This window comes from Streptomyces sp. NPDC001927, from assembly GCF_053594455.1.
On sequence record NZ_JBSFEN010000007.1, the window covers coordinates 39,367 to 57,550 of the forward strand.

18 protein-coding genes are annotated in these 18,184 nt (G+C 72.8%); 8 read left to right on the forward strand and 10 right to left on the reverse strand.

Annotation, left to right across the window (positions count from 1 at the left end):
• Nucleotides 1–31 precede the first annotated feature (31 nt).
• On the reverse strand, nt 32–1,447 hold the full coding sequence (locus ACWCO8_RS19950) for a HEAT repeat domain-containing protein (RefSeq protein WP_451033365.1): 1,416 nt from the start codon (nt 1,445–1,447) through the stop codon (nt 32–34).
• A gap of 253 nt (nt 1,448–1,700) precedes the next feature.
• Entirely contained in the window at nt 1,701–2,093 is a 393-nt protein-coding gene (locus ACWCO8_RS19955) for an ankyrin repeat domain-containing protein (RefSeq protein ID WP_451033366.1), read from the reverse strand.
• Nucleotides 2,094–2,473: 380 nt separating this feature from the next.
• Between ACWCO8_RS19955 and ACWCO8_RS19960 the strand changes: the two genes are divergently transcribed.
• Nucleotides 2,474–2,668, forward strand: coding sequence for a hypothetical protein (locus tag ACWCO8_RS19960; protein ID WP_046907412.1), 195 nt, complete (start codon nt 2,474–2,476; stop codon nt 2,666–2,668).
• A 37-nt stretch (nt 2,669–2,705) separates the two neighbouring features.
• Nucleotides 2,706–4,319: a hypothetical protein gene (locus ACWCO8_RS19965; protein ID WP_451033367.1), complete on the forward strand. Its 1,614-nt coding sequence runs from the start codon at nt 2,706–2,708 to the stop codon at nt 4,317–4,319.
• 63 nt (nt 4,320–4,382) lie between these two features.
• On the opposite strand, the gene ACWCO8_RS19970 is transcribed toward ACWCO8_RS19965, so the two are convergent.
• A complete protein-coding gene (locus tag ACWCO8_RS19970; RefSeq protein WP_362004995.1) occupies nt 4,383–5,882 on the reverse strand; it encodes an SCO1417 family MocR-like transcription factor in 1,500 nt (499 codons plus the stop codon).
• A 102-nt stretch (nt 5,883–5,984) separates the two neighbouring features.
• On the opposite strand from ACWCO8_RS19970, the gene yczE reads away from it, so the two are divergent.
• The 4 genes from yczE (at nt 5,985) to ACWCO8_RS19990 (ending at nt 9,462) form a co-directional block, all read left to right on the forward strand.
• Entirely contained in the window at nt 5,985–6,665 is a 681-nt protein-coding gene (gene yczE, locus ACWCO8_RS19975) for a membrane protein YczE (protein ID WP_362004993.1), read from the forward strand.
• Nucleotides 6,662–7,426: a glycerophosphodiester phosphodiesterase family protein gene (locus ACWCO8_RS19980; protein ID WP_451033368.1), complete on the forward strand. Its 765-nt coding sequence runs from the start codon at nt 6,662–6,664 to the stop codon at nt 7,424–7,426. Before yczE ends, ACWCO8_RS19980 begins: the two co-directional genes overlap by 4 nt.
• A 41-nt stretch (nt 7,427–7,467) precedes the next feature.
• The gene (locus tag ACWCO8_RS19985; RefSeq protein WP_451033369.1) at nt 7,468–8,832 is read left to right on the forward strand and encodes an MFS transporter; all 1,365 of its coding nucleotides are present in this window, start codon (nt 7,468–7,470) and stop codon (nt 8,830–8,832) included.
• 255 nt (nt 8,833–9,087) lie between these two features.
• The gene (locus ACWCO8_RS19990) at nt 9,088–9,462 is read left to right on the forward strand and encodes an RNA polymerase-binding protein RbpA (RefSeq protein WP_026278069.1); all 375 of its coding nucleotides are present in this window, start codon (nt 9,088–9,090) and stop codon (nt 9,460–9,462) included.
• Nucleotides 9,463–9,565: 103 nt separating this feature from the next.
• Here the strand turns inward: ACWCO8_RS19990 and fxsA are convergent, their stop codons facing one another.
• The 4 genes from fxsA to ACWCO8_RS20010 all read right to left on the reverse strand — a co-directional run bounded on the left by fxsA (nt 9,566) and on the right by ACWCO8_RS20010 (nt 13,616).
• On the reverse strand, nt 9,566–10,159 hold the full coding sequence (gene fxsA, locus ACWCO8_RS19995) for an FxsA family membrane protein (protein WP_451033370.1): 594 nt from the start codon (nt 10,157–10,159) through the stop codon (nt 9,566–9,568).
• 79 nt (nt 10,160–10,238) lie between these two features.
• On the reverse strand, nt 10,239–11,018 hold the full coding sequence (locus ACWCO8_RS20000) for a polyprenol monophosphomannose synthase (protein ID WP_362004985.1): 780 nt from the start codon (nt 11,016–11,018) through the stop codon (nt 10,239–10,241).
• Between the two features lie 465 nt (nt 11,019–11,483).
• Nucleotides 11,484–13,109, reverse strand: a complete 1,626-nt coding sequence (locus tag ACWCO8_RS20005) for an amidohydrolase (protein ID WP_451033371.1) — start codon at nt 13,107–13,109, stop codon at nt 11,484–11,486.
• 66 nt (nt 13,110–13,175) lie between these two features.
• Nucleotides 13,176–13,616: an Lrp/AsnC family transcriptional regulator gene (locus tag ACWCO8_RS20010; RefSeq protein WP_362004979.1), complete on the reverse strand. Its 441-nt coding sequence runs from the start codon at nt 13,614–13,616 to the stop codon at nt 13,176–13,178.
• A 245-nt stretch (nt 13,617–13,861) separates the two neighbouring features.
• Here ACWCO8_RS20010 and ACWCO8_RS20015 point away from each other — a divergent pair, with 245 nt between their 5' ends.
• Nucleotides 13,862–14,230, forward strand: a complete 369-nt coding sequence (locus ACWCO8_RS20015; protein WP_362004976.1) for a hypothetical protein — start codon at nt 13,862–13,864, stop codon at nt 14,228–14,230.
• 6 nt (nt 14,231–14,236) lie between these two features.
• Here ACWCO8_RS20015 and ACWCO8_RS20020 read toward each other — a convergent pair whose 3' ends face one another.
• Both ACWCO8_RS20020 and ACWCO8_RS20025 read right to left on the reverse strand, forming a co-directional pair.
• Nucleotides 14,237–15,328 carry a phosphotransferase family protein gene (locus ACWCO8_RS20020; RefSeq protein WP_451033372.1) on the reverse strand — a complete coding sequence of 364 codons (1,092 nt, stop codon included), beginning with the start codon at nt 15,326–15,328 and terminating at the stop codon, nt 14,237–14,239.
• Between the two features lie 38 nt (nt 15,329–15,366).
• A complete protein-coding gene (locus ACWCO8_RS20025) occupies nt 15,367–16,488 on the reverse strand; it encodes a DUF7064 domain-containing protein (protein WP_362004971.1) in 1,122 nt (373 codons plus the stop codon).
• A gap of 178 nt (nt 16,489–16,666) precedes the next feature.
• On the opposite strand from ACWCO8_RS20025, the gene ACWCO8_RS20030 reads away from it, so the two are divergent.
• Entirely contained in the window at nt 16,667–16,978 is a 312-nt protein-coding gene (locus ACWCO8_RS20030; RefSeq protein ID WP_451033373.1) for a hypothetical protein, read from the forward strand.
• Here the strand turns inward: ACWCO8_RS20030 and ACWCO8_RS20035 are convergent.
• Nucleotides 16,941–18,113, reverse strand: a complete 1,173-nt coding sequence (locus ACWCO8_RS20035; protein WP_451033374.1) for an acyl-CoA dehydrogenase family protein — start codon at nt 18,111–18,113, stop codon at nt 16,941–16,943. The two genes, ACWCO8_RS20030 and ACWCO8_RS20035, sit on opposite strands and share 38 nt — an antisense overlap.
• Nucleotides 18,114–18,184 lie beyond the last annotated feature (71 nt).

Genomic DNA, 18,184 nt, shown 5'->3' on the forward strand with positions numbered 1-18,184 from the left:
GGCGGGTGCCGAGCCCCTCGCCAGGAGGGCGTCAGACCTGGAGGTCGGGGCCTATCCGGTTGCGGACCGCGGTCTGTACCTCGGCCTCCTCGGCCGGGTCGGCGGCCAGGCGGCGCAGCCGGTCCGCGACGCGGACGTCGCCGGCCTCGGCGTGCTGGGCCGCGACCTCGCGGGTGGTCTCCTCGCAGTCCCAGAGGCACTCGACGGCGAAGCCCGTCGGGAAGGTCGGGTCGGTGGCGGCGAGGGCGCGGGCGGCGCGGCCGCGGAGCTGGGAGGAGGCGGTCTCGCGGTAGACGTGGCGCAGCACGGGCGCGGCGCAGCCGATGCCGAGCCGGCCGGCGCCGTCGACCAGGGCGTAGAGGGCGGTGGCGTCGGGGCCCTCGGCCCTGACGGTCTCGCGGAGCGCGCCGAGGACGAGAGGGGAGTCCTGGGCCCCGCCCCGGCAGGCGAGGACGGCGCCGGCGGCGGCGCCGAGCGCGTCGGGCCGGTGGACCCAGCCGCGGGCGCGGTCGACGGCGGGCTCGCCGCACATCCGCTCGAACGCGGCGACGGCGACGTCGGCGACGGTACGGGAGGCACTACTGGCCGCGGCCTCGATGAGGTCGAGGACGGCGGGGTCCCGTGACTCGGCCAGGTAGTGCAGGGCGGCGCAGCGCGCCCCGTCGGGTCCGCTGCGGGCGGCCTCGACGATCCGGGGCCGGTCCTCGGGTCCCGCGACGGCGGTGAGGCAGCGGGCGGCGGGCCCGTGCAGTTCGGCGCCTCGCTCCAGGCCCTCCTGGGCCCAGTCGAAGACGGCCTGGACGCTCCATCCGGGCCTCGGCCCGCTCGGTCGCATCTGGCGCTGCCAGCGGTCGAAGGAGCCCTGTTCCTGGGCGGCCCTGACCCGTGCGCCGACGGCGTCGCGCCGGTCCTCGGCCCACAGCCGCCACGGGCGGGGCTCGAAGGCGTCCCGCACGGCGCTCGCCAGCGCGGCGTCGCCTTCGCGGCCGACCGGGAAGCGGGCGAGGACGGGGAGCGCGAGGGCGCGCAGGCCGGTGTCGTCGTCGCGCAGGGCGAGCTCGTCGAGGGCCCACGCCCAGTTCGTGCCGGTCGCGGCGTACCGCCGGAGCAGCAGCAGGGCGTCCTGGCGTCCGTAGGAGGCGAGGTGGCCGAGGACGGCGAGCGCGAGCCCGGTCCGGTTCTCCTCGGTGTCGAGGTGGTCCTCGGCGCCGAAGAGGTGGGCCTCGACCTCGTCGAGCTCGCCGGCGAGATCGAGGTAGAGCCGCGCGTAGTAGAGGGACCGGTTCTCGACCTGCCAGTCGTGGCGGGGGTCGTTGAGAACGCAGTGGTTCAGGGCCGCGAGGGCCTCGGCACGGGGGGCGGCGAGCGCGTGCAGGGTGCCGTCGCCGCGGCCCCTCTGCAGCAGGCCGAGCAGGGTGCCGCTCGGCGCTATGACTGGATCGAACATGGAAGACGCCTCACATCAAGCTGTCGACACGACCGGAAGTACGGGGCACTGGTGATCGCCTAGGCCGCGCAGCAACATGTCGAGCCGCCCGTCGTCCTTCGCTTGGTGGTGACCATCTTCCTCTGCCTCTCGTCGGTGGCCCGTTGCGGGCTCGACGTCATGATGACCCAGCCATTTCGCCACCGCGACCACATTTACGACACCGCTCTCACCTGGGGTTCAGCGTGCGTTCACCCGGATATCGACCAGAACCTCAGCGGGTCCCGAACAGCTCCAGGAGTTCTGCCTTCCCAAACATCCGAGCAGTATCCACGGCAGACGGAGTCCCCGCTTCCGGATTTGCGCCGCCGGCGAGCAGCGCGCGCACGACGGCGTCCTCGCCCTTGAAGACGGCGCCCGCGAGCGGCGTCTGGCCGCGGTCGTTGGCACGGTCCGGCTCGGCGCCGCGGGCCAGCAGCGCGGCGACCGCGTCGGCGTGGCCGTGGTAGGCGGCGAGCATCACGAGCGAGTCGCCGCGGTCGTTGGTGAGGTTCGCCGGGACGCCCGCGTCGACGTAGGCGGCCAGCGCCTCGGCGTCCCCGGTGCGAGCCAGCTCGAAGACCTTGCTCGCCAGCTCGATGACCTCGGGGTCCGGAGTCTCGCTCATCCGACGTACCCGCCTTTCGTTCCTCGGAACCCTGAACCGTGAATCTTGACCTGCGCACGGCAAGCGCAGCCGTACGAGTGAATCGACAGGGTACTGCCCGTCCGGCGACATGACGCGAGGCGTCCACGGCAAAGATCACCGCAGCTCAACCCTGGTGCAACCCCAGCTGAACCCGACTCAACCCCAGCTGATTGCGACCCGCCCCGACCCCGCCCTCGACCCCACCCACAGCCCTCCTCGCAACTCGGGCAAGCCTCCCACCTCGGCCAGTCAAGTGAAATCACCCGACTTTCACCCATATGCACCTTTAATCGCATAGATACTTGCTGTGAACCTGGAAGGACTCATGGTGACTGTCCCCTCAACCAGGAGAACCCGAAATGATCCTGTCCATCTCAGGCGTGGTCCTGCTCGGCATCATCTGCTTCCTGTTCTTCAAGAAGGACGGCATGAAGGCGTCCCACGCCCTCGTCAGCGCCCTCTTCGGTTTCTACCTCGCGGGCACCGCCATCGCCCCGAGCATCACCGCAGGCGGCCAGAGCCTCGCCAGCCTCTTGGGCGGGATCAAGTTCTGACGCCCGACAGCCCCTTCCACAACTCCAGGAGTACGACGTGGCCCGGCGACCACTCCCCCGCATTCTGACCAGCGGCAGCGACCGGATCGCTCGCAGTCGAGAGATCGCTCGCACGGCCGCCGACAGCGCCACCGATGTGCTCCATCCGCTGATCACCATCTCGCGTGGTCTGCGGAAGCTGGCCGCGACCGCGCGTGCCAGGTGGGCCGCGACCCCGAAGGAGCGGCGCGGTCCCACGCTGCTCCTGGTCGCGGCCTGCGTCCTCGTCGTCGCGCTCGTCCCGTACGGTCCGCTGCTCGCCCTTGTCTCGGTGATGGGCGCGGCCGCGTGGACGGGCCGTGAGCGCCCGGTCGTCAAGACCGGGCCGGACGACGCCGAGGTCGAGCGGCTCAAGGGCCTCTACGAGGCACTGGTGCCGTATCTCTCCGTCCCCGAGGACCCGGCTCCGCTCTTCGCCCACGGCGGTGACTGGAGCGGCGCCTTCGGGGACTTCACCTTCGACGACGACGGGCGCCTCACCCGGCTTCGCATCCGCTACCCCGCGTACTTCACGGACGGCGAGGCGGACTCCCGGGCCCGCATCGAGCATCTGCTGCACGCCAAGTCCGGGCGCGGCCGTGAGTACCGCTTCGACTGGGACGAGGAGGGCAACCAGCTCGTCATGAGCGTGCTGCCCGCCCTGCCCACCACGATCGCCGCCCAGCGCTTCGTCACCGTGCCGGGCGAGACGGTCCTCGGCTTCACCGACGCGGACGCCGTCCAGCGGACGGTGCCGGTCCTCACCGCCGAAGGCGAGGAGGACGCTCCCCCGGTGCTCTGGCGGACGGGCCCGCGTTCGACCGAGCCGCACCTGCTCGCCGTCGGCCAGCCCGGCGGCGGCACGACCTCGCTGCTGCGCTCCATCGCCCTGCAGACCCTGCCGTACGGCGACGTGCTGATCGTCGAGGGCAGCGGCACCGGCGAGTACGCCTGTCTGACCGGCCGTGCGGGCGTCCTGGCCGTCGAGTGCGGTCTCGCGGGCGCGCTGGCGAGCCTGGAGTGGGCGGCGCACGAGACGGAGCGGCGGCTGATCGCCGCGAACCGGGCCCGGCAGGCGGGCCGTCCCGCGCCCGACGACACCCGGCGCCCGCTCTGGATCCTCCTCGACCGGCCGAGCATCCTCGGTCACCTGGCGGCGGCCGACGGGCGTCCCGACCCGCAGGACCTCCTCCAGGTGCCGCTGCGGCACGGCCGGGCCGCGCAGGTCACGGTGGTGGTGGCGGAGCAGTTCGACAGCGTGGACGCGCTGAGCGAGACGGTACGGACGCACACCCGCGCCCGCGTCGTCCTCGGCCCCGCGTCGCCCGGCCAGATCGAGTCGGTCCTCGGCGCCGCGCCCCACACGACACCCACCCCGGCCGTCCCGCCGGGCCGGGGGTACGCCCGCCTCGGTACGGGTCCCGTGCTGCGCCTCCAGGTGCCGGCGACGCCGGATCCGTACGACGAGGGAACGGGCGAGGCGCACCGGCAGGCGGTCCTCGCGCTGCTGCCGGAGCGGCAGGACGCGCCGGCGACGGCGGTGCCCCCGGCCCCCGGTTCGGCCCCCGACCCGGCCCCGTCCCACGGCCCCACCCTGGACCTCGGCCACACCCCGGTCCCCGCCGAGGGCTGACCGTACGAACGACGAAGGGCGCCCCCCGCAGTCGGGGGGCGCCCTTCGCCATGCCACCAACAGCTATGCGACGAACGCCCGCGGCTGCTCGTTGCCCGTGCCCGCGCCCGACTCCACCAGGCGCGCCGCCGCCGCGAGCCGGGCCGCGGCCTCCTCCGCGACCGGGCCGCCGACGGTGAACGGCAGGCGCACGTACCCCTCGAACGCGCCGTCCACGCCGAAGCGCGGCCCCGAGGGCACCCGGACCCCCACCCGCTCGCCGACCTCCGCGATCCGCGAGCCGGAGAGCCCGCCCGTGCGGACCCAGAGCGTCAGGCCACCGGCGGGGACGTCGAACTCCCACTCCGGCAGCTGTGCCCGGACCGCAGCGACCAGCGCGTCGCGGTTCTCGCGGGCCTGGGCGCGGCGGATGGCGACCGCCTGCTCCCAGCCGCCGGTCCGCATCAGCCAGTTGACGCCGAGCTGCTCCAGGACCGGGGTCCCGAGGTCGGCGTAGGCCCGCGCGGCCACCAGGGAGCGGATCACGTCGGGCGAGGCCCGGACCCAGCCGATCCGCATGCCGGCCCAGAACGCCTTGCTCGCCGAGCCGACCGTGAGGACCGTGGCGCCCGACGGGTCGAAGGCGCAGACCGGCGGAGGCATCGTCAGGCCGTCGTCCAGGTGCAGCTCGGACATGGTCTCGTCGACGACGAGGACCGTGCCGGCCGAGCGGGCCGCGTCGACCAGCTGCCGTCGCTGGTCCTCGTCGGCGAGGGCGCCGGTCGGGTTGTGGAAGTCGGCGACGACGTACGCGAGGCGGGGCGCCGCGTCCCGCAGGACCTGGCGCCAGCGGTTCAGGTCCCAGCCGGCCAGCCCCTCGGCCATGGCCACGGAGACCAGACGGGCGCCCGCGGCGCGCATGAGCTGGAGGATGTTGGCGTACGAGGGCGACTCGACGGCGATCCGCTCGCCGCGCCCCGCGAAGAGATGGCAGATGGCGTCCATCGCGCCCATGGCGCCGGTGGTGACCATGATCTGCTCGGGCATCGTCGGGATGCCGCGCTCGGTGTACCGGTCGGCGAGCATCTGCCGCAGCGCGGGCAGCCCGGCCGGGTAGTCCCCGTGGGTGTGGGCGTACGGAGGGAGTTCCTCCAGGGCGCCCTGGACGCTCCGGGTCAGCCACGGCTCGGGCGCCGGAAGGGCCGCGCAGCCGAGGTCGATCATCGAGCCGAGGGACTCCGGCGGCAGCGGTTCGAGGCCGCGCGCGGGCAGCGGGTTCCCGGCCGGCACGGCGGTCCAGCTGCCGGCCCCGCGCCGCGACTCCAGGAACCCTTCGGCGCGCAGCGCCTCGTACGCGGCGGCCACGGTCGTCCGGCTCACCGTCAGCGCGACGGCGAGCTCCCGCTCGGCGGGCAGCCGGGCCGCGACCGGCACCCGGCCCTCCAGGACGAGGAGGCGGATCCCGTCGGCCAGTGCGCGGTAGGCGGGCGGCTTGCGTGTGCCGGGCCCGGCGGGGCGGGGCTGCTGCGCCTGGAGCTGCCGGGCGAGCTGAGCCGGCCCGACGGCCGAGGTCCACTGAGCCATAGAATCCAGTCCACCTTCCTCGAATTGGCCATGGTTGGCATCCGATCCCCCGCCACAGAGTGTCATGAGTCAGTCCACTACCACCACACAGGGGGCACCACCTTGTCCATCGCCTCCGGCCTGCGCGGCCGGCTCACCGCTCGCCATCTGCCCCGTCGGCTCGCGCAGCTGTACATCGGCCTCGCGCTGTACGGGATCAGTTCGGCGCTCCTCGTCCGCGGCGGGCTGGGCCTGGAGCCGTGGGGCGTTCTCCATCAGGGTCTCGCCGAGAAGACGGGTCTGACCATCGGAGTCGTCTCGATCATCGTCGGGGCGGCCGTCCTGCTGCTGTGGATCCCGATCCGGCAGAAGCCCGGCCTGGGCACCGTCTCGAACGTCTTCGTCATCGGCGTGGCCATGGACGGGACGCTCGCCCTGGTCCCGGAGGTCCAGGCCCTCGCCGTACGGATCCCCCTGCTCGCGCTCGGCATCGTCCTCAACGGCGTGGCGACCGGCCTCTACATCGCCGCCCGCTTCGGCCCCGGCCCGCGCGACGGCCTGATGACCGGCCTTCACCGGCTCACCGGCCGCTCGATCCGGCTCGTACGGACGGCGATCGAGGTGGCCGTCGTCGCCACCGGCTTCCTGCTCGGCGGCTCGGTCGGCGTCGGAACGGTCCTGTACGCGCTGACCATCGGCCCCCTCGCGCAGTTCTTCCTGCGCCGGTTCGCCATCCCCGAGCAGGACACGAGCAGCGCCGTCGTCGCCTCCGGGACACCGGAACAGGCGATACTGCGGCCGTGACTCGCGTACGCCACCCCTATCTCGACCACCCGTCCCCCATCCCGTTCGCCCACCGCGGCGGCACGGCGGACGGCCTGGAGAACACCGCCGCCGCCTTCCGGCGGGCGGCCGAGGCCGGATACCGGTACTTCGAGACCGATGTGCACACCACCGCGGACGGCGCCCTGGTCGCCTTCCACGACTCCACGCTCGACCGGGTGACCGACACCACCGGCCGGATCCGCGACCTCCCCTGGGACGCCGTCCGTGAGGCGCGCGTGGCGGGCAAGGAGCCGCTGGCGCTCTTCGAGGAGCTGCTGGAGGAGTTCCCCGAGGCCCGCTGGAACGTGGACCTCAAGGCGGAGTCGTCCCTGATCCCGCTGGTCGACCTGGTCCGCAGGACCGAGGCCTGGGACCGGGTCTGCGTCGGCTCGTTCACCGAGAGCCGGGTGGCCCGCGCGCAGCGCCTCGCGGGGCCGCGGCTCGCGACCTCGTACGGCGTGAAGGGTGTCCTCGGGCTGCGGCTGCGTTCGTTCGGCATCCCGGCCGCGATCCGGGCGGGCGCGGTCGCGGCGCAGGTCCCGGAGAGCCAGGGCGGCATCCCGGTCGTGGACCGCCGTTTCGTCCGCGAGGCCCACGCCCGGGGGCTCCAGGTGCACGTCTGGACGGTCAACGATCCGGAGCGGATGAACGCTCTCCTGGATCTCGGGGTGGATGGCATCATGACCGATCATCTGGAGACGCTGCGCACAGTCCTGACCGAGCGGGGCGTGTGGGTCTGAGCGCGCGTCCCGCCACGGGGACGAACGAGGGGGCCGCGGTCTTGACTGCCGACACCACCGAACCGGACCGGCCGGCCGCCGATCCGGCCGATCCGAGCGCCCGCAAGCGCGAGCAGCGCGGCTGGTACTTCTACGACTTCGCCTGCTCGGTCTACTCGACGAGCGTGATCACGGTCTTCCTCGGCCCCTATCTGACGTCGGTCGCCGAGGCGGCGGCGGACGCGGAGGGGTTCGTCCACCCCCTGGGCGTCCCGGTGCGCGCCGGGTCCCTCTTCGCGTACGCGGTCTCGGCCTCGATCGTGGTGGCGGTGCTCGTGATGCCGCTGGTGGGCGCGATGGCGGACCGTACGGGCCGCAAGAAGCCGCTCCTCGCGGTCGCCGCGTACACGGGCGCGGCGGCGACCGCGGGCATGTTCTTCCTGAGCGGCGACCGGTATCTGCTGGGCGCGTTCCTGCTCATCGTGGCGAACGCCTCACTCGCGGTCTCGATGGTGCTCTACAACGCCTATCTGCCGCAGATCGCCGAGCCGAACGAGCGGGACGCGGTCTCCTCGCGCGGCTGGGCCTTCGGCTACACCTCCGGCGCCCTGGTCCTCGTCCTCAACCTGGTCCTGTACTCGGGGCACGACTCCTTCGGGCTCTCCGAGGGCGAGGCGGTACGGATCTGCCTGGCCTCGGCGGGCCTGTGGTGGGGCGCCTTCACCCTCGTACCGCTGCGGCGGCTGCGCGACCGGCGGGTCGAGCCGCGGGGCGAGGGCGCGGTCGGCGGTGGCTGGCGGCAACTGGTGGCGACGCTGCGGGACATGCGCCGGTACCCGCTGACGCTCTCCTTCCTGCTCGCGTATCTCGTCTACAACGACGGGGTGCAGACGGTGATCTCGCAGGCGTCGATCTACGGCTCCAAGGAGCTGGGGCTCGACCAGACGACGCTGATCACGGCGGTGCTCCTGGTGCAGGTGCTCGCGGTGGCGGGCGCGCTCGGCATGGGGCGGCTCGCGCGTTCGTACGGTGCCAAGCGCACGATTCTGGGGTCGCTGGCGATCTGGACGCTGATCCTGGCCGCCGGGTACTTCCTGCCCGCCGGCGCGCCGGTGGCGTTCTTCTGTCTGGCGGCGGCGATCGGTCTGGTGCTCGGCGGGAGCCAGGCGCTGTCGCGTTCGCTGTTCTCACATCTGGTGCCGCGCGGCAAGGAGGCGGAGTACTTCTCGGCCTACGAGATGAGCGACCGGGGCCTGAGCTGGCTGGGCCCACTGGTGTTCGGTCTCGCGTATCAGCTGACCGGCAGCTATCGGGATGCCATCATTTCCCTGGTGATCTTCTTCGCGGCCGGTTTTCTGCTGCTCGCGCGGGTCCCGGTACGGCGTGCCGTGGCCGCCGCGGGCAACCCGGTTCCGGAGCGGATTTAGACGCGGCAGTGAAAGGCCGGTAGTGTACGCCTTTGGCCTGCCAGGCGGACCGTTACTGCGTGCTGCTTTGGTGAAGACGCTGGGTGACATCTGCTGTCAGATGTGACAAACCGGGCACTGGTGGGTAGAACAAGGGGCGGCACGACGGGCGACGCATGACCCGGAACGGGAATCTTTACCGCCGACCGGACGTTGACCGGATGACGACGACAGCGACACCTGTCCTGTGGGCGACAAGCCCGGGAGGCACGATTCATGAGTGAGCGAGCTCTTCGCGGCACGCGCCTCGTGGTGACCAGCTACGAGACCGACCGCGGCATCGATCTGGCCCCGCGCCAGGCCGTGGAGTACGCATGCGAGAAGGGCCATCGTTTTGAGATGCCCTTCTCGGTGGAAGCGGAAATTCCGCCGGAGTGGGAGTGCAAGGTCTGCGGCAGCCAGGCACTCCTGGTGGACGGGGACGGCCCCGAGGAGAAGAAGGGCAAGCCGGCGCGTACGCACTGGGACATGCTGATGGAGCGGCGCACCCGTGAGGAGCTGGAGGAGGTGCTGGCCGAGAGGCTGGCGGTCCTTCGGTCCGGCGCCATGAACATCGCCGTGCATCCGCGCGACAGCCGCAAGTCCGCCTGACGGACGGCACGGCCCGAGCGACGCCGCGGGGCCCGGTACACATCTCGTGTACCGGGCCCCGCGGCGTTTCTCGTTCTCTACGGCTGTTTCTACGTCTCTCGCGCTACGGCGTCAGCGGCGGGCGGGGGTCCTGGGGCTCACGCGCGCCCTGAGGGGCGTCCTCGCGGATGACCTCACCCTGGACGACCTTGCCGTCCGGACGGTGGATGCGGGCCTGCTGGAAGGCGTCCTGGAGGCTGCCGGGCGGTGCCGCGGCCATCCGGCGCTCGGCGACCTTGTCCGCGTACCGGCCGAGGACCGAGCGGACGGGCGGTACGAGCAGCAGCAGACCGGCCACGTCGGAGATGAGGCCGGGGATCATGAGCAGCAGACCGCCGAGCATCAGGAAGCCGTTGCGGTCGCGGGCGCCCGCCCGCTCGCCGGCCGCCGGCGGGGTGCCGGTCTGCGCCGCCGCCTGGGCCTGCTGGAAGGTCTCGGTGAGGTTCTTGAAGGCGCGGCGCCCGGCGCGCTTGATCACCACGGCGCCGAGGACGGCGCCGCCGACGAGCAGTCCGAAGACCGTCAGGCCGCCGACCGCGCCCGCCACCACGATGAGCAGCCAGATCTCCAGGACCGCCCAGGCGGCCAGGGCCAGCGGAAGAAACGTACGCGCGCGTGAGCGCTTGGGGGCGAGGGGAGGCGGTGCGCCGGTCGTCATGTCCCCCAGTGTGCCTGGCGCCCCGCCGGAACGTCGTAAAGAACGGATCAGCGTGAACCGTCGGCCGAAACCGGCGGCTTCAGCTCCCGGACCTGCGCCCGAGGATCTTGCCGACCTTGTTCGCACGGGCCGTCAGACCCCAGCCGGTGACCCGCCACAGCGCCTCGACGACGATGTTGCGGCTCATCTTGGAGTCGCCGATCTCGCGCTCCACGAAGGTGATCGGGACCTCCACGACATGGAAGCCGGCGGCGACGGCGCGGCGAGCCAGGTCGACCTGGAAGCAGTAGCCGGCCGAGGCCACGTCCTCCAGGCCCAGGCCCTCCAGGGTCTCCTTGCGGAAGGCCCGGTAGCCGCCGGTGACGTCGCGGATCGGCACGTCGAGCATGACGCGCGAGTAGAGGCTGCCGCCGCGGGAGATGAACTCGCGGGACTTGGGCCAGTTCACGATGCGGCCGCCGGGGACCCAGCGGGAGCCGAGCACGAGGTCGGCGCCCTTGAGGGCGGTCAGCAGCCGGGGCAGCTCCTCGGGCTGGTGCGAGCCGTCGGCGTCCATCTCGACGAGGACGCCGTAGCCGTTCTCGATGCCCCAGCGGAAGCCGGCCAGGTAGGCGGCGCCGAGCCCTTCCTTGCCCTTGCGGTGCAGCACGTGGACGTGGTCGTCCTCGGCGGCGATCTCGTCGGCGAACTTGCCCGTGCCGTCGGGGCTGTTGTCGTCGGCGACGAGGATGTGCGCCTCCGGTACGGACTCCCGTACGCGCGAGACGATCGGCTTGATGTTCTCCGCCTCGTTGTAGGTCGGAATGATCACCAAGGCTCTGCCGAGCGGGCCGTAACGCCTCTGGCCACCGTCGTTCACTACTGCCCCTTCGGATACATACGCGAACCCCCACCATAGCGAGCCCGTCTCGCGGCTCGGTCGCGGCGGGGCTGGTCGCGCGTCGGGGCACCCCTCCGGGGCAGCGGGGACGGCGGCACGCGGGGCGTGCGGATCGGGGCCCGGCGCCCTTCGGGCCGACCTGGAACCCGCTGGCTGCGGGTCGACCGAGAGCCGTTGTCTACTGGACGTCCGGGCCCCACCCGGGTCGCACCCTCCGCCGGAAAAAACCTTCCCTCGCCCCCGAGGCACGGGTGCTGAACCTGAGGTTTGAAACCGGTCGGACGTCCCTTGGTGGACGCGGGAGAACCTACCCGCCCCCCGCCGCACACTGTCAACACCCGTTTGACCTGCGGAGATGACCGATACTGCCAGGTCAGTGGGGAAGATCCGCAGGTCGTCGACCGGCCGGTTGATCATCGATCGGCGGTACGAAATGTCCCGACGTCACTCGTTCGGCCGTACGAAGACAGTTTGTCCGAACACCACCGTGCGCAGGCAGACCGGCAGCTCGCCGCCGGGGGTCAGATCGGGCAGACCGGGCGTCCCGGAGCGCGGGTCGGTCGACCAGCGGGCCACCCGGTCGTCCGGCGCCTGCACCACGAGTTCGTCGGTGCGCCAGATCGCGTAGTCGGCCGGGGCGCCGGGGACGAGGGTGCCGGCGTCGTCGCGCCCGACGGCCCGCCAGCCGCCCCGCGTGTGGGCGGTGAAGGCGGCGCGGACGGAGATCCGGTGCTCGGGGGTGCGGTGGAAGGCGGCGGCCCGGACGGTGCCCCAGGGGTCGAGCGGGGTGACCGGGCTGTCCGAGCCGAAGGCCAGCGGCACACCGGCCCGGAGCAGGGCGGCGTACGGGTTGAGGGTGCGGGCCCGCTCGGCGCCGAGACGCTCGGCGTACATGCCGTCCTCGCCGCCCCAGGCGGCGTCGAACGCGGGCTGGACGGAGGCGGTCAGACCGAGTTCGGCGAAGGCCGCGATCGTCTCGGGGGTGAGCATCTCGGCGTGCTCGACTCGGTGCCGGGCGGCCCGGATCCGGGCGAGGCCGAGCTTCTCGGCGGCGGCCCGGACACCGTCGACCACGGCGCCGACGGCGGCGTCGCCGATGGCGTGGAAGCCCGCCTGGAGGCCCGCCTCGGTGGCTGCGGCGACATGGCCCGCGACGGCGGCGGCGTCGAGGTGGGCGACCCCGGTGTGGCCCGCGTGGTCGGCGTACGCGTCGTGCAGGCAGGCCGTGTGGGAGCCGAGCGAGCCGTCGGCGAAGAGGTCGCCGGCCGCGCCGACGGCGCCGAGCGCGCGGGCCCGTTCGACGTCGAGGTCGGCCCAGTAGCCGACCACGCGCGGGCCGCGCTCGGTGCGGGCGAGGTCGAGGAGCCCGGTGAAGTCGTCCTCGGAGGAGATGTCGGGGCCGCCGCACTCGTGCACGGTGCCGATGCCGAGCGAGGCGGCGTGCTGCCGGGCCGCGCGCTGGGCCTCGGTGCGCTGGGCGGGCGAGAGGGCCGCGTAGGCGGCGGCGCGGACGGCGTGGTGGGCGTCGCCGGTCAGCGGCTCGCCGTCGCGGAAGCCGGTGCGGTCGCGGACGCCCGGGACGAGGTCGAGCAGGGCGGTGGTGACGACGGCCGAGTGGACGTCGATCCGGGTGAGGTAGAGCGGGCGGCCGCCGGTGAGTTCGTCCAGCTCCTCGCGGCGCGGGGCCCGCCGCTCGGGCCAGCGCGCCGCGTCCCAGCCGTGGCCGATGAGGATCCGGTCGGCCGGGCGGGAGCGGGCGTACGAGCGGATCAGCTCGGCGGCCTCGGCGAGCGAGGCGGCGCCGGACAGGTCGAGGCCGGTGAGCGCGAGACCGGTCGCGGTGGTGTGCACATGGGCGTCGACGAACGCCGGGGTGACGAGCGCGCCTTCGAGGTCGACGACCTCGTCCACGCCGGAGGCGAAGGCGTCGGCGGCCCCCTCCGAGCCCACCCAGGCGACGTGCCCCCGTTCCACCACCATGGCGGTGGCGAAGGGGTCGGCGGGGCTGTGGACTTCTCCACCGCGCAGGAGGACGGTGCGGTGCTCGCTGTCGACAAGGGTCTCGCTCATGGTGACCAGGCTAGAGGCGCGGCGGCGCCCCGCCGCACGCCGGGGCCACGACAGCACCCGGGGACGCTAGACGCGCGGCGGCCTGGCTTCGTACGGGGTCGACAGGACGACCGTCGTCCGGCTGGAGACGCCCGCCTGGGTGCGGATCCGGGTGAGCAGGTGCTCCAGCTCCAGCGGGGTCGCGACGCGCACCTTGAGGATGTAGTTCTCCTCGCCGGCGACGCTGTGGCAGGCCTCGATCTCCGGGATGTCGGCGAGCCGGTCGGGGGTGTCGTCGGGGGCGCTGGGGTCGAAGGGTTTAACGGAGATGAAGGCGGTCAGCGGGAGACCGACGGCCTCCGGGTCGACGACGGCGGCGTAGCCGCGGATGACACCGCGCTGCTCCAGTCGGCGGACGCGCTGATGTACGGCCGAGGTGGACAGGCCGGTGGCCTTGCCCAGGTCGGTGTAGCTCATGCGTCCGTCTCTGACGAGCAATTCGACGATCTGACGATCCAGCTCCTCCATGCGGTCAACCTATTGCCCCGGGGTGCCTTCGGCACAGCGGGGGTACGGAACGTTCCGGCATCGGCCGTCGCTTTGGACGGCTATGCGCATCCTCGGGGCACCTGCGAGGGGCATGTGACGAACACCACAGGTTTGTCGAAGGCTCGATCGAGACCTCACGGTTATGCGGCGGACCGTATGGGAATTGCTAGCTGTGGTCGAGGCCATACGTACTTCGGTCGACCCACCCGAGGGGGAGATTCTCCATGCAGGAGCCTGTTGATTCGGTCGAGACGACCGACGAGCTCGACGCGTACGACACATTCGAGATGTACCGGGTGATCTGCCCGGACTGCGTCCAGCCGATCGCGCTGCTCGCGGACGAGGACACGCTGCCGGAGCACGCGCTGTGCCCGTCGCCCTGGAACCCGTTCGTGCTGACGGTCTGCTCCGGCACCGGCCTGGCCGCCTCGGAGGCGCGCCCCGCCGACGAGACGCTCGAGGTCCAGGAGCAGGACACCGCGCTGCTGCTGACGCTCCCCCAGGGGCTCGACTGGCGGACGCAGCCCTTCTCGCACGTAGGCGGTCCGGGCTCGCGTCCGATCAAGGTGCCGCAGATGCGGCGCGCGGCGTAACGACGCCTACCAGTAGCTTCCCCGCACCATCGCCGCGAGCGTGGCGTGGTGCAGGATCAGGCCGTCCGGATTCTCCGGCACCTGGACCTCTCCGAAGTGCGCCTGGCGGTACGCGACTCTGAGCATCACGATCGCGTGCCGCAGCGCCGCGTAGAGGGTGTGGAACTCCATGTCGCGCGGCGTGTGCCCGGTGAGGGCCGCGTACCGCCGCTCGATCGCGTCCCGGCGCAGGAAGCCCGGCAGTCCGGGCTGGCCGAAGCTCACCGTCAGGTCCTGGAAGAAGCGGTGGAGGTAGACGGTCCAGCCGAGGTCGACCTCGCGCGGGGCGAACCCCGCCATCTCCCAGTCGAGGACGGCGGCGGGACGGAACCCGTCGTAGACGATGTTCCCGATGCGCGCGTCGCCCCAGTTGAGGACGGCGGGCCCCTCGTCGGCGGGCCAGTGCGCCTCCAGCCAGTCGAAGGCCGACTCGATCAGCGGGGACGGCGCGAGGTCCTTCACGACCCAGGCGTAGTAGGCGCGTTGGGCGTCGACATGGCGACGCAGCGGGCTTCCGGCCCCCTCGGGCCGCAGGAACTCCGCCTCCTTGGCGGGGAACTGGTCGTGCAGCCGGGCCAGTACGGAGACGGACTCGGCCTCCAGAACGGCGCGTTCGGCGTCGGTGGCGGCGTGCAGCCAGTTCCCCTCGTACGTGTAGGGCATGACGTCCGGCGGTACGCGGCCCTCGGCGCGGGCCATCACGAAGAAGGGGGCGCCGAGCGGCTCCGGGTCGCTCTCCAGCCAGAGGACGCGCGGGACGGGTATGTCGGTGTGCTCCCCGACCAGCCGCATGACCCGGTGCTGCCGCTCCATGTCGTAGACCGGGAAGATCGTGTACGCGGCGGGGTCGGCGGCGAGCCGCAGCGCGCAGCCGCGCACGGGGGCGTCGGGGTGCTCGATGTCGAAGAGCAGGGTCTCGCTGGACATGCCGTTGGATCCGGGTACGGCGAGCCCGGTGACCCTGGCCCCCGGGAGCCGGGGTTCGAGCCAGTCGCTGAGCCGGCGGCCCAGCTCCTCGGGGTCGCGGGTGCTGGTGCGCGGGCGGGGGGCGGTGGCCATGGGCGCTCCTTGTCGTGGGCGGCTCGGTTCGCCTGCGGTCAGTCGGCTGTGGAGGTGTAGTCGGCGAAGCCGCTCGGGTCGTGGCGGCCGAAGGAGCCGTGCTCGAAGATCCCGTAGCCGGTGCGGCCCTCGAGGGTGAAGCGGGCCGCGTGGTCGGTGACGCCGAAGGCGGCCATGGGGTGGGCGGCCGGGTCGGAGAGGTCGTAGACCCTGCGGTCGGTCCACTCGCGGCCCTGCCAGGTGCCGTGCTGCCAGTCCGTGGCGGGCGGGTAGCCCGCGCCGACGGCGAGCGGGGAGGAGGCGAGGATCTCGACCTCGACCTCCAGGGGCTTGCCGGCCGGGTCGGCGAGGTGGACGACGGCTCGTTCGGGGGTGCGGGTGCCCGGGCGGTACGTGATGTCGGTGCGGGGCCAGCCGAGTTGGGCGTCGCGCTGCCCGTTCCGTACCAGCAGCGCCTCGTTGAGGGTGCGGTAGCCGTCGGCGTCCTCCTGGGCGATGACCATGAGGAAGCGGTCGTCGAAGCGCATGGGTATCCAGAGCCAGTGGAAGCCCTCGGGCCGGAACTCGTCGGCGCGGCCGGGTTCCTCGCCGGGGATGGGCCGGACACCCCAGCTGCGGTCGCGGGTGCCGGTCCACTCCCCCGCAGTGACGGCGAACTCCTCGCCGCCCGCCCGGACGGTTCCCGTGCAGTGGCCGGCCTGGACGAAGCGGCGGCCCTCCAGGGTGAGCCGGTCGCCGCGGCGCTGGGTGTGGTGCGGCTCCCAGACGGGCGGGAAGTCGCCGGTCCAGGTGAGGTCGAAGGAGAGCGCCTCGGGGTCGGCCGGGTCGGGGTCGCAGTGCAGGCTCAGCGTCTTCAGGGGTTCGTCCACCGTGATGCGGAGCGGGCCGACGGCGAGGTTCATCCGGTCGTCGCCGAGGGCGTCGGAGGCGCGGACGGCGTGCAGCCGGTCGCCGGTGCGCAGGGTCGCGTAGGCGTCCACGACCCCGGCGTTGGGGTAGACGCCGAGTCCGGCGATGAGCAGGGCGCGGCCCTCATGGTCGAAGACGTGGAAGATGCACCGGTCGTAGGCGTTGCGGTCGCCGCTGACGTGGTGCTTCATCGAGAGCGGTGCCTGGTGCACGGGGTACTCGTCGAGCGGGACGGGCCGGTCGTCTGACACGTGTGACCTCCTGGTCGACAGCGGGATCTGACGGTAAGTCAGAAACCCGGCCGGAGGCCAGAGCCGTGCGGGACCCGATCGCCCGCGCCCGCCGGAGCCGGGCGGCCGGGTAGCCGTCGAACGCCTCCTCGAATCCGCCCGGCGGTGACCCGGCAGGGCAGGGCACGTTGGGTACGGCATGACGACGCTGTACACGGCTCCCATCGGCAGCGGGCGGCGGCGCCTCGCCGAGCCCCGCTTTGAAGAATCGGTTCCCCGCCCGTCGGCACCGGCACCGGCTCCGGCGTCGGCGCACCTCGCGGACCCGCCCATCTACCGGGCGATGCTCACCCAGTGGGCGAGCCATGGCCGGACCCTGCCGGGCCGGGCCGACCAGGAGTGGAACCGGCTGACCGCCGCCCCCGTGTGGGCGGACCGGACCGTGCGCGTGAGCGGGGTCAGCGGGACCCTGGTCAGCGGGACTCCGGTCCGACCAGGTGGCGTGCGATGACCATCCGCTGGATCTGATTGGTCCCCTCGACGATCTGCAGCACCTTCGCCTCGCGCATGTACCGCTCCACGGGGAAGTCCGCCGTGTAGCCGTAGCCGCCGAGCACCTGCACCGCGTCCGTCGTGACCTGCATCGCCGCGTCCGAGCAGAAGAGCTTCGCCATCGCCGCCGCGCGCCCGAAGGGCCGCCCCTCGTCGCGCAGGCGCGCCGCCTCCAGGTACAGCGCACGGCCCGCCTCGATCCGGGTGGCCATGTCCGCGAGCAGGAACCTGAGCCCCTGGAAGTCGGCGATCGGCCGGCCGAACTGCCGCCGCTCCAGGGCGTACGCGACAGCCGCGTCGAGCGCCGCCTGGGCGACGCCCACCGCGCACGCCGCGATCCCGAGCCGCCCCGAGTCCAGGGCGGAGAGCGCGATCGTGAACCCCTGCCCCTCTGCGCCGATCCGCCGCGCGTCGGGGACCCGCACCCCGTCGAGGTGGAGCTGGGCCGTGGGCGAGCCCTTCATCCCCATCTTCCGCTCCGGCGGCGCCGCGCTCAGCCCCTCCGCGTCCCCCGGAACCAGGAAGGCCGTGATCCCCTTGGGCCCCTCGCCGCCCGTGCGGGCCATGACGGTGCAGAAGTCGGCGACCCCACCATGGGTGATCCACGCCTTGGTCCCGTTGAGCACCCAGTCGTCCCCGTCCCGTTCCGCCTTCGTCCGCAGCGAGGCCGCGTCGGATCCGGAGGTCGGTTCGGAGAGGCAGTAGGCACCGAGAAGGCCGCCGCCGAGCATCGCCGGGAGATGGGCGGCGCGCTGCTCGTCCGTACCGAAGTTCGCCAGGGCGTGGCAGGAGAGCGAGTGCACGCTGACGCCGAGCCCGACGGTGAGGCGGGCGGCGGCCAGCTCTTCGAGGACCTGGAGGTAGACGGCGTAGGGCTGGTCGCCTCCGCCGTACGCGGAGTCGTACGGAAGGCCCAACAGGCCGGAGGAGGAGAGCAGCGAGAACACCTCGCGCGGGAAGTGGCCCGCGGCCTCCTCCTCGGCGGCGCGGGGCGCGATCTCCCGCTCGGCGATCTCCCGGACCAGGGCGAGCAGCTCCCGGGCCTCCTCGGTCGGCAGCCGGCGTTCCACTCCCTGCGGGGCACGGTCGGGCATGGCGGCGCACTCCTCCCTCTGGGCGCCGCTTCGGTGCGCGCGGATCACGCGCGTCACACGGCGCCACCGGT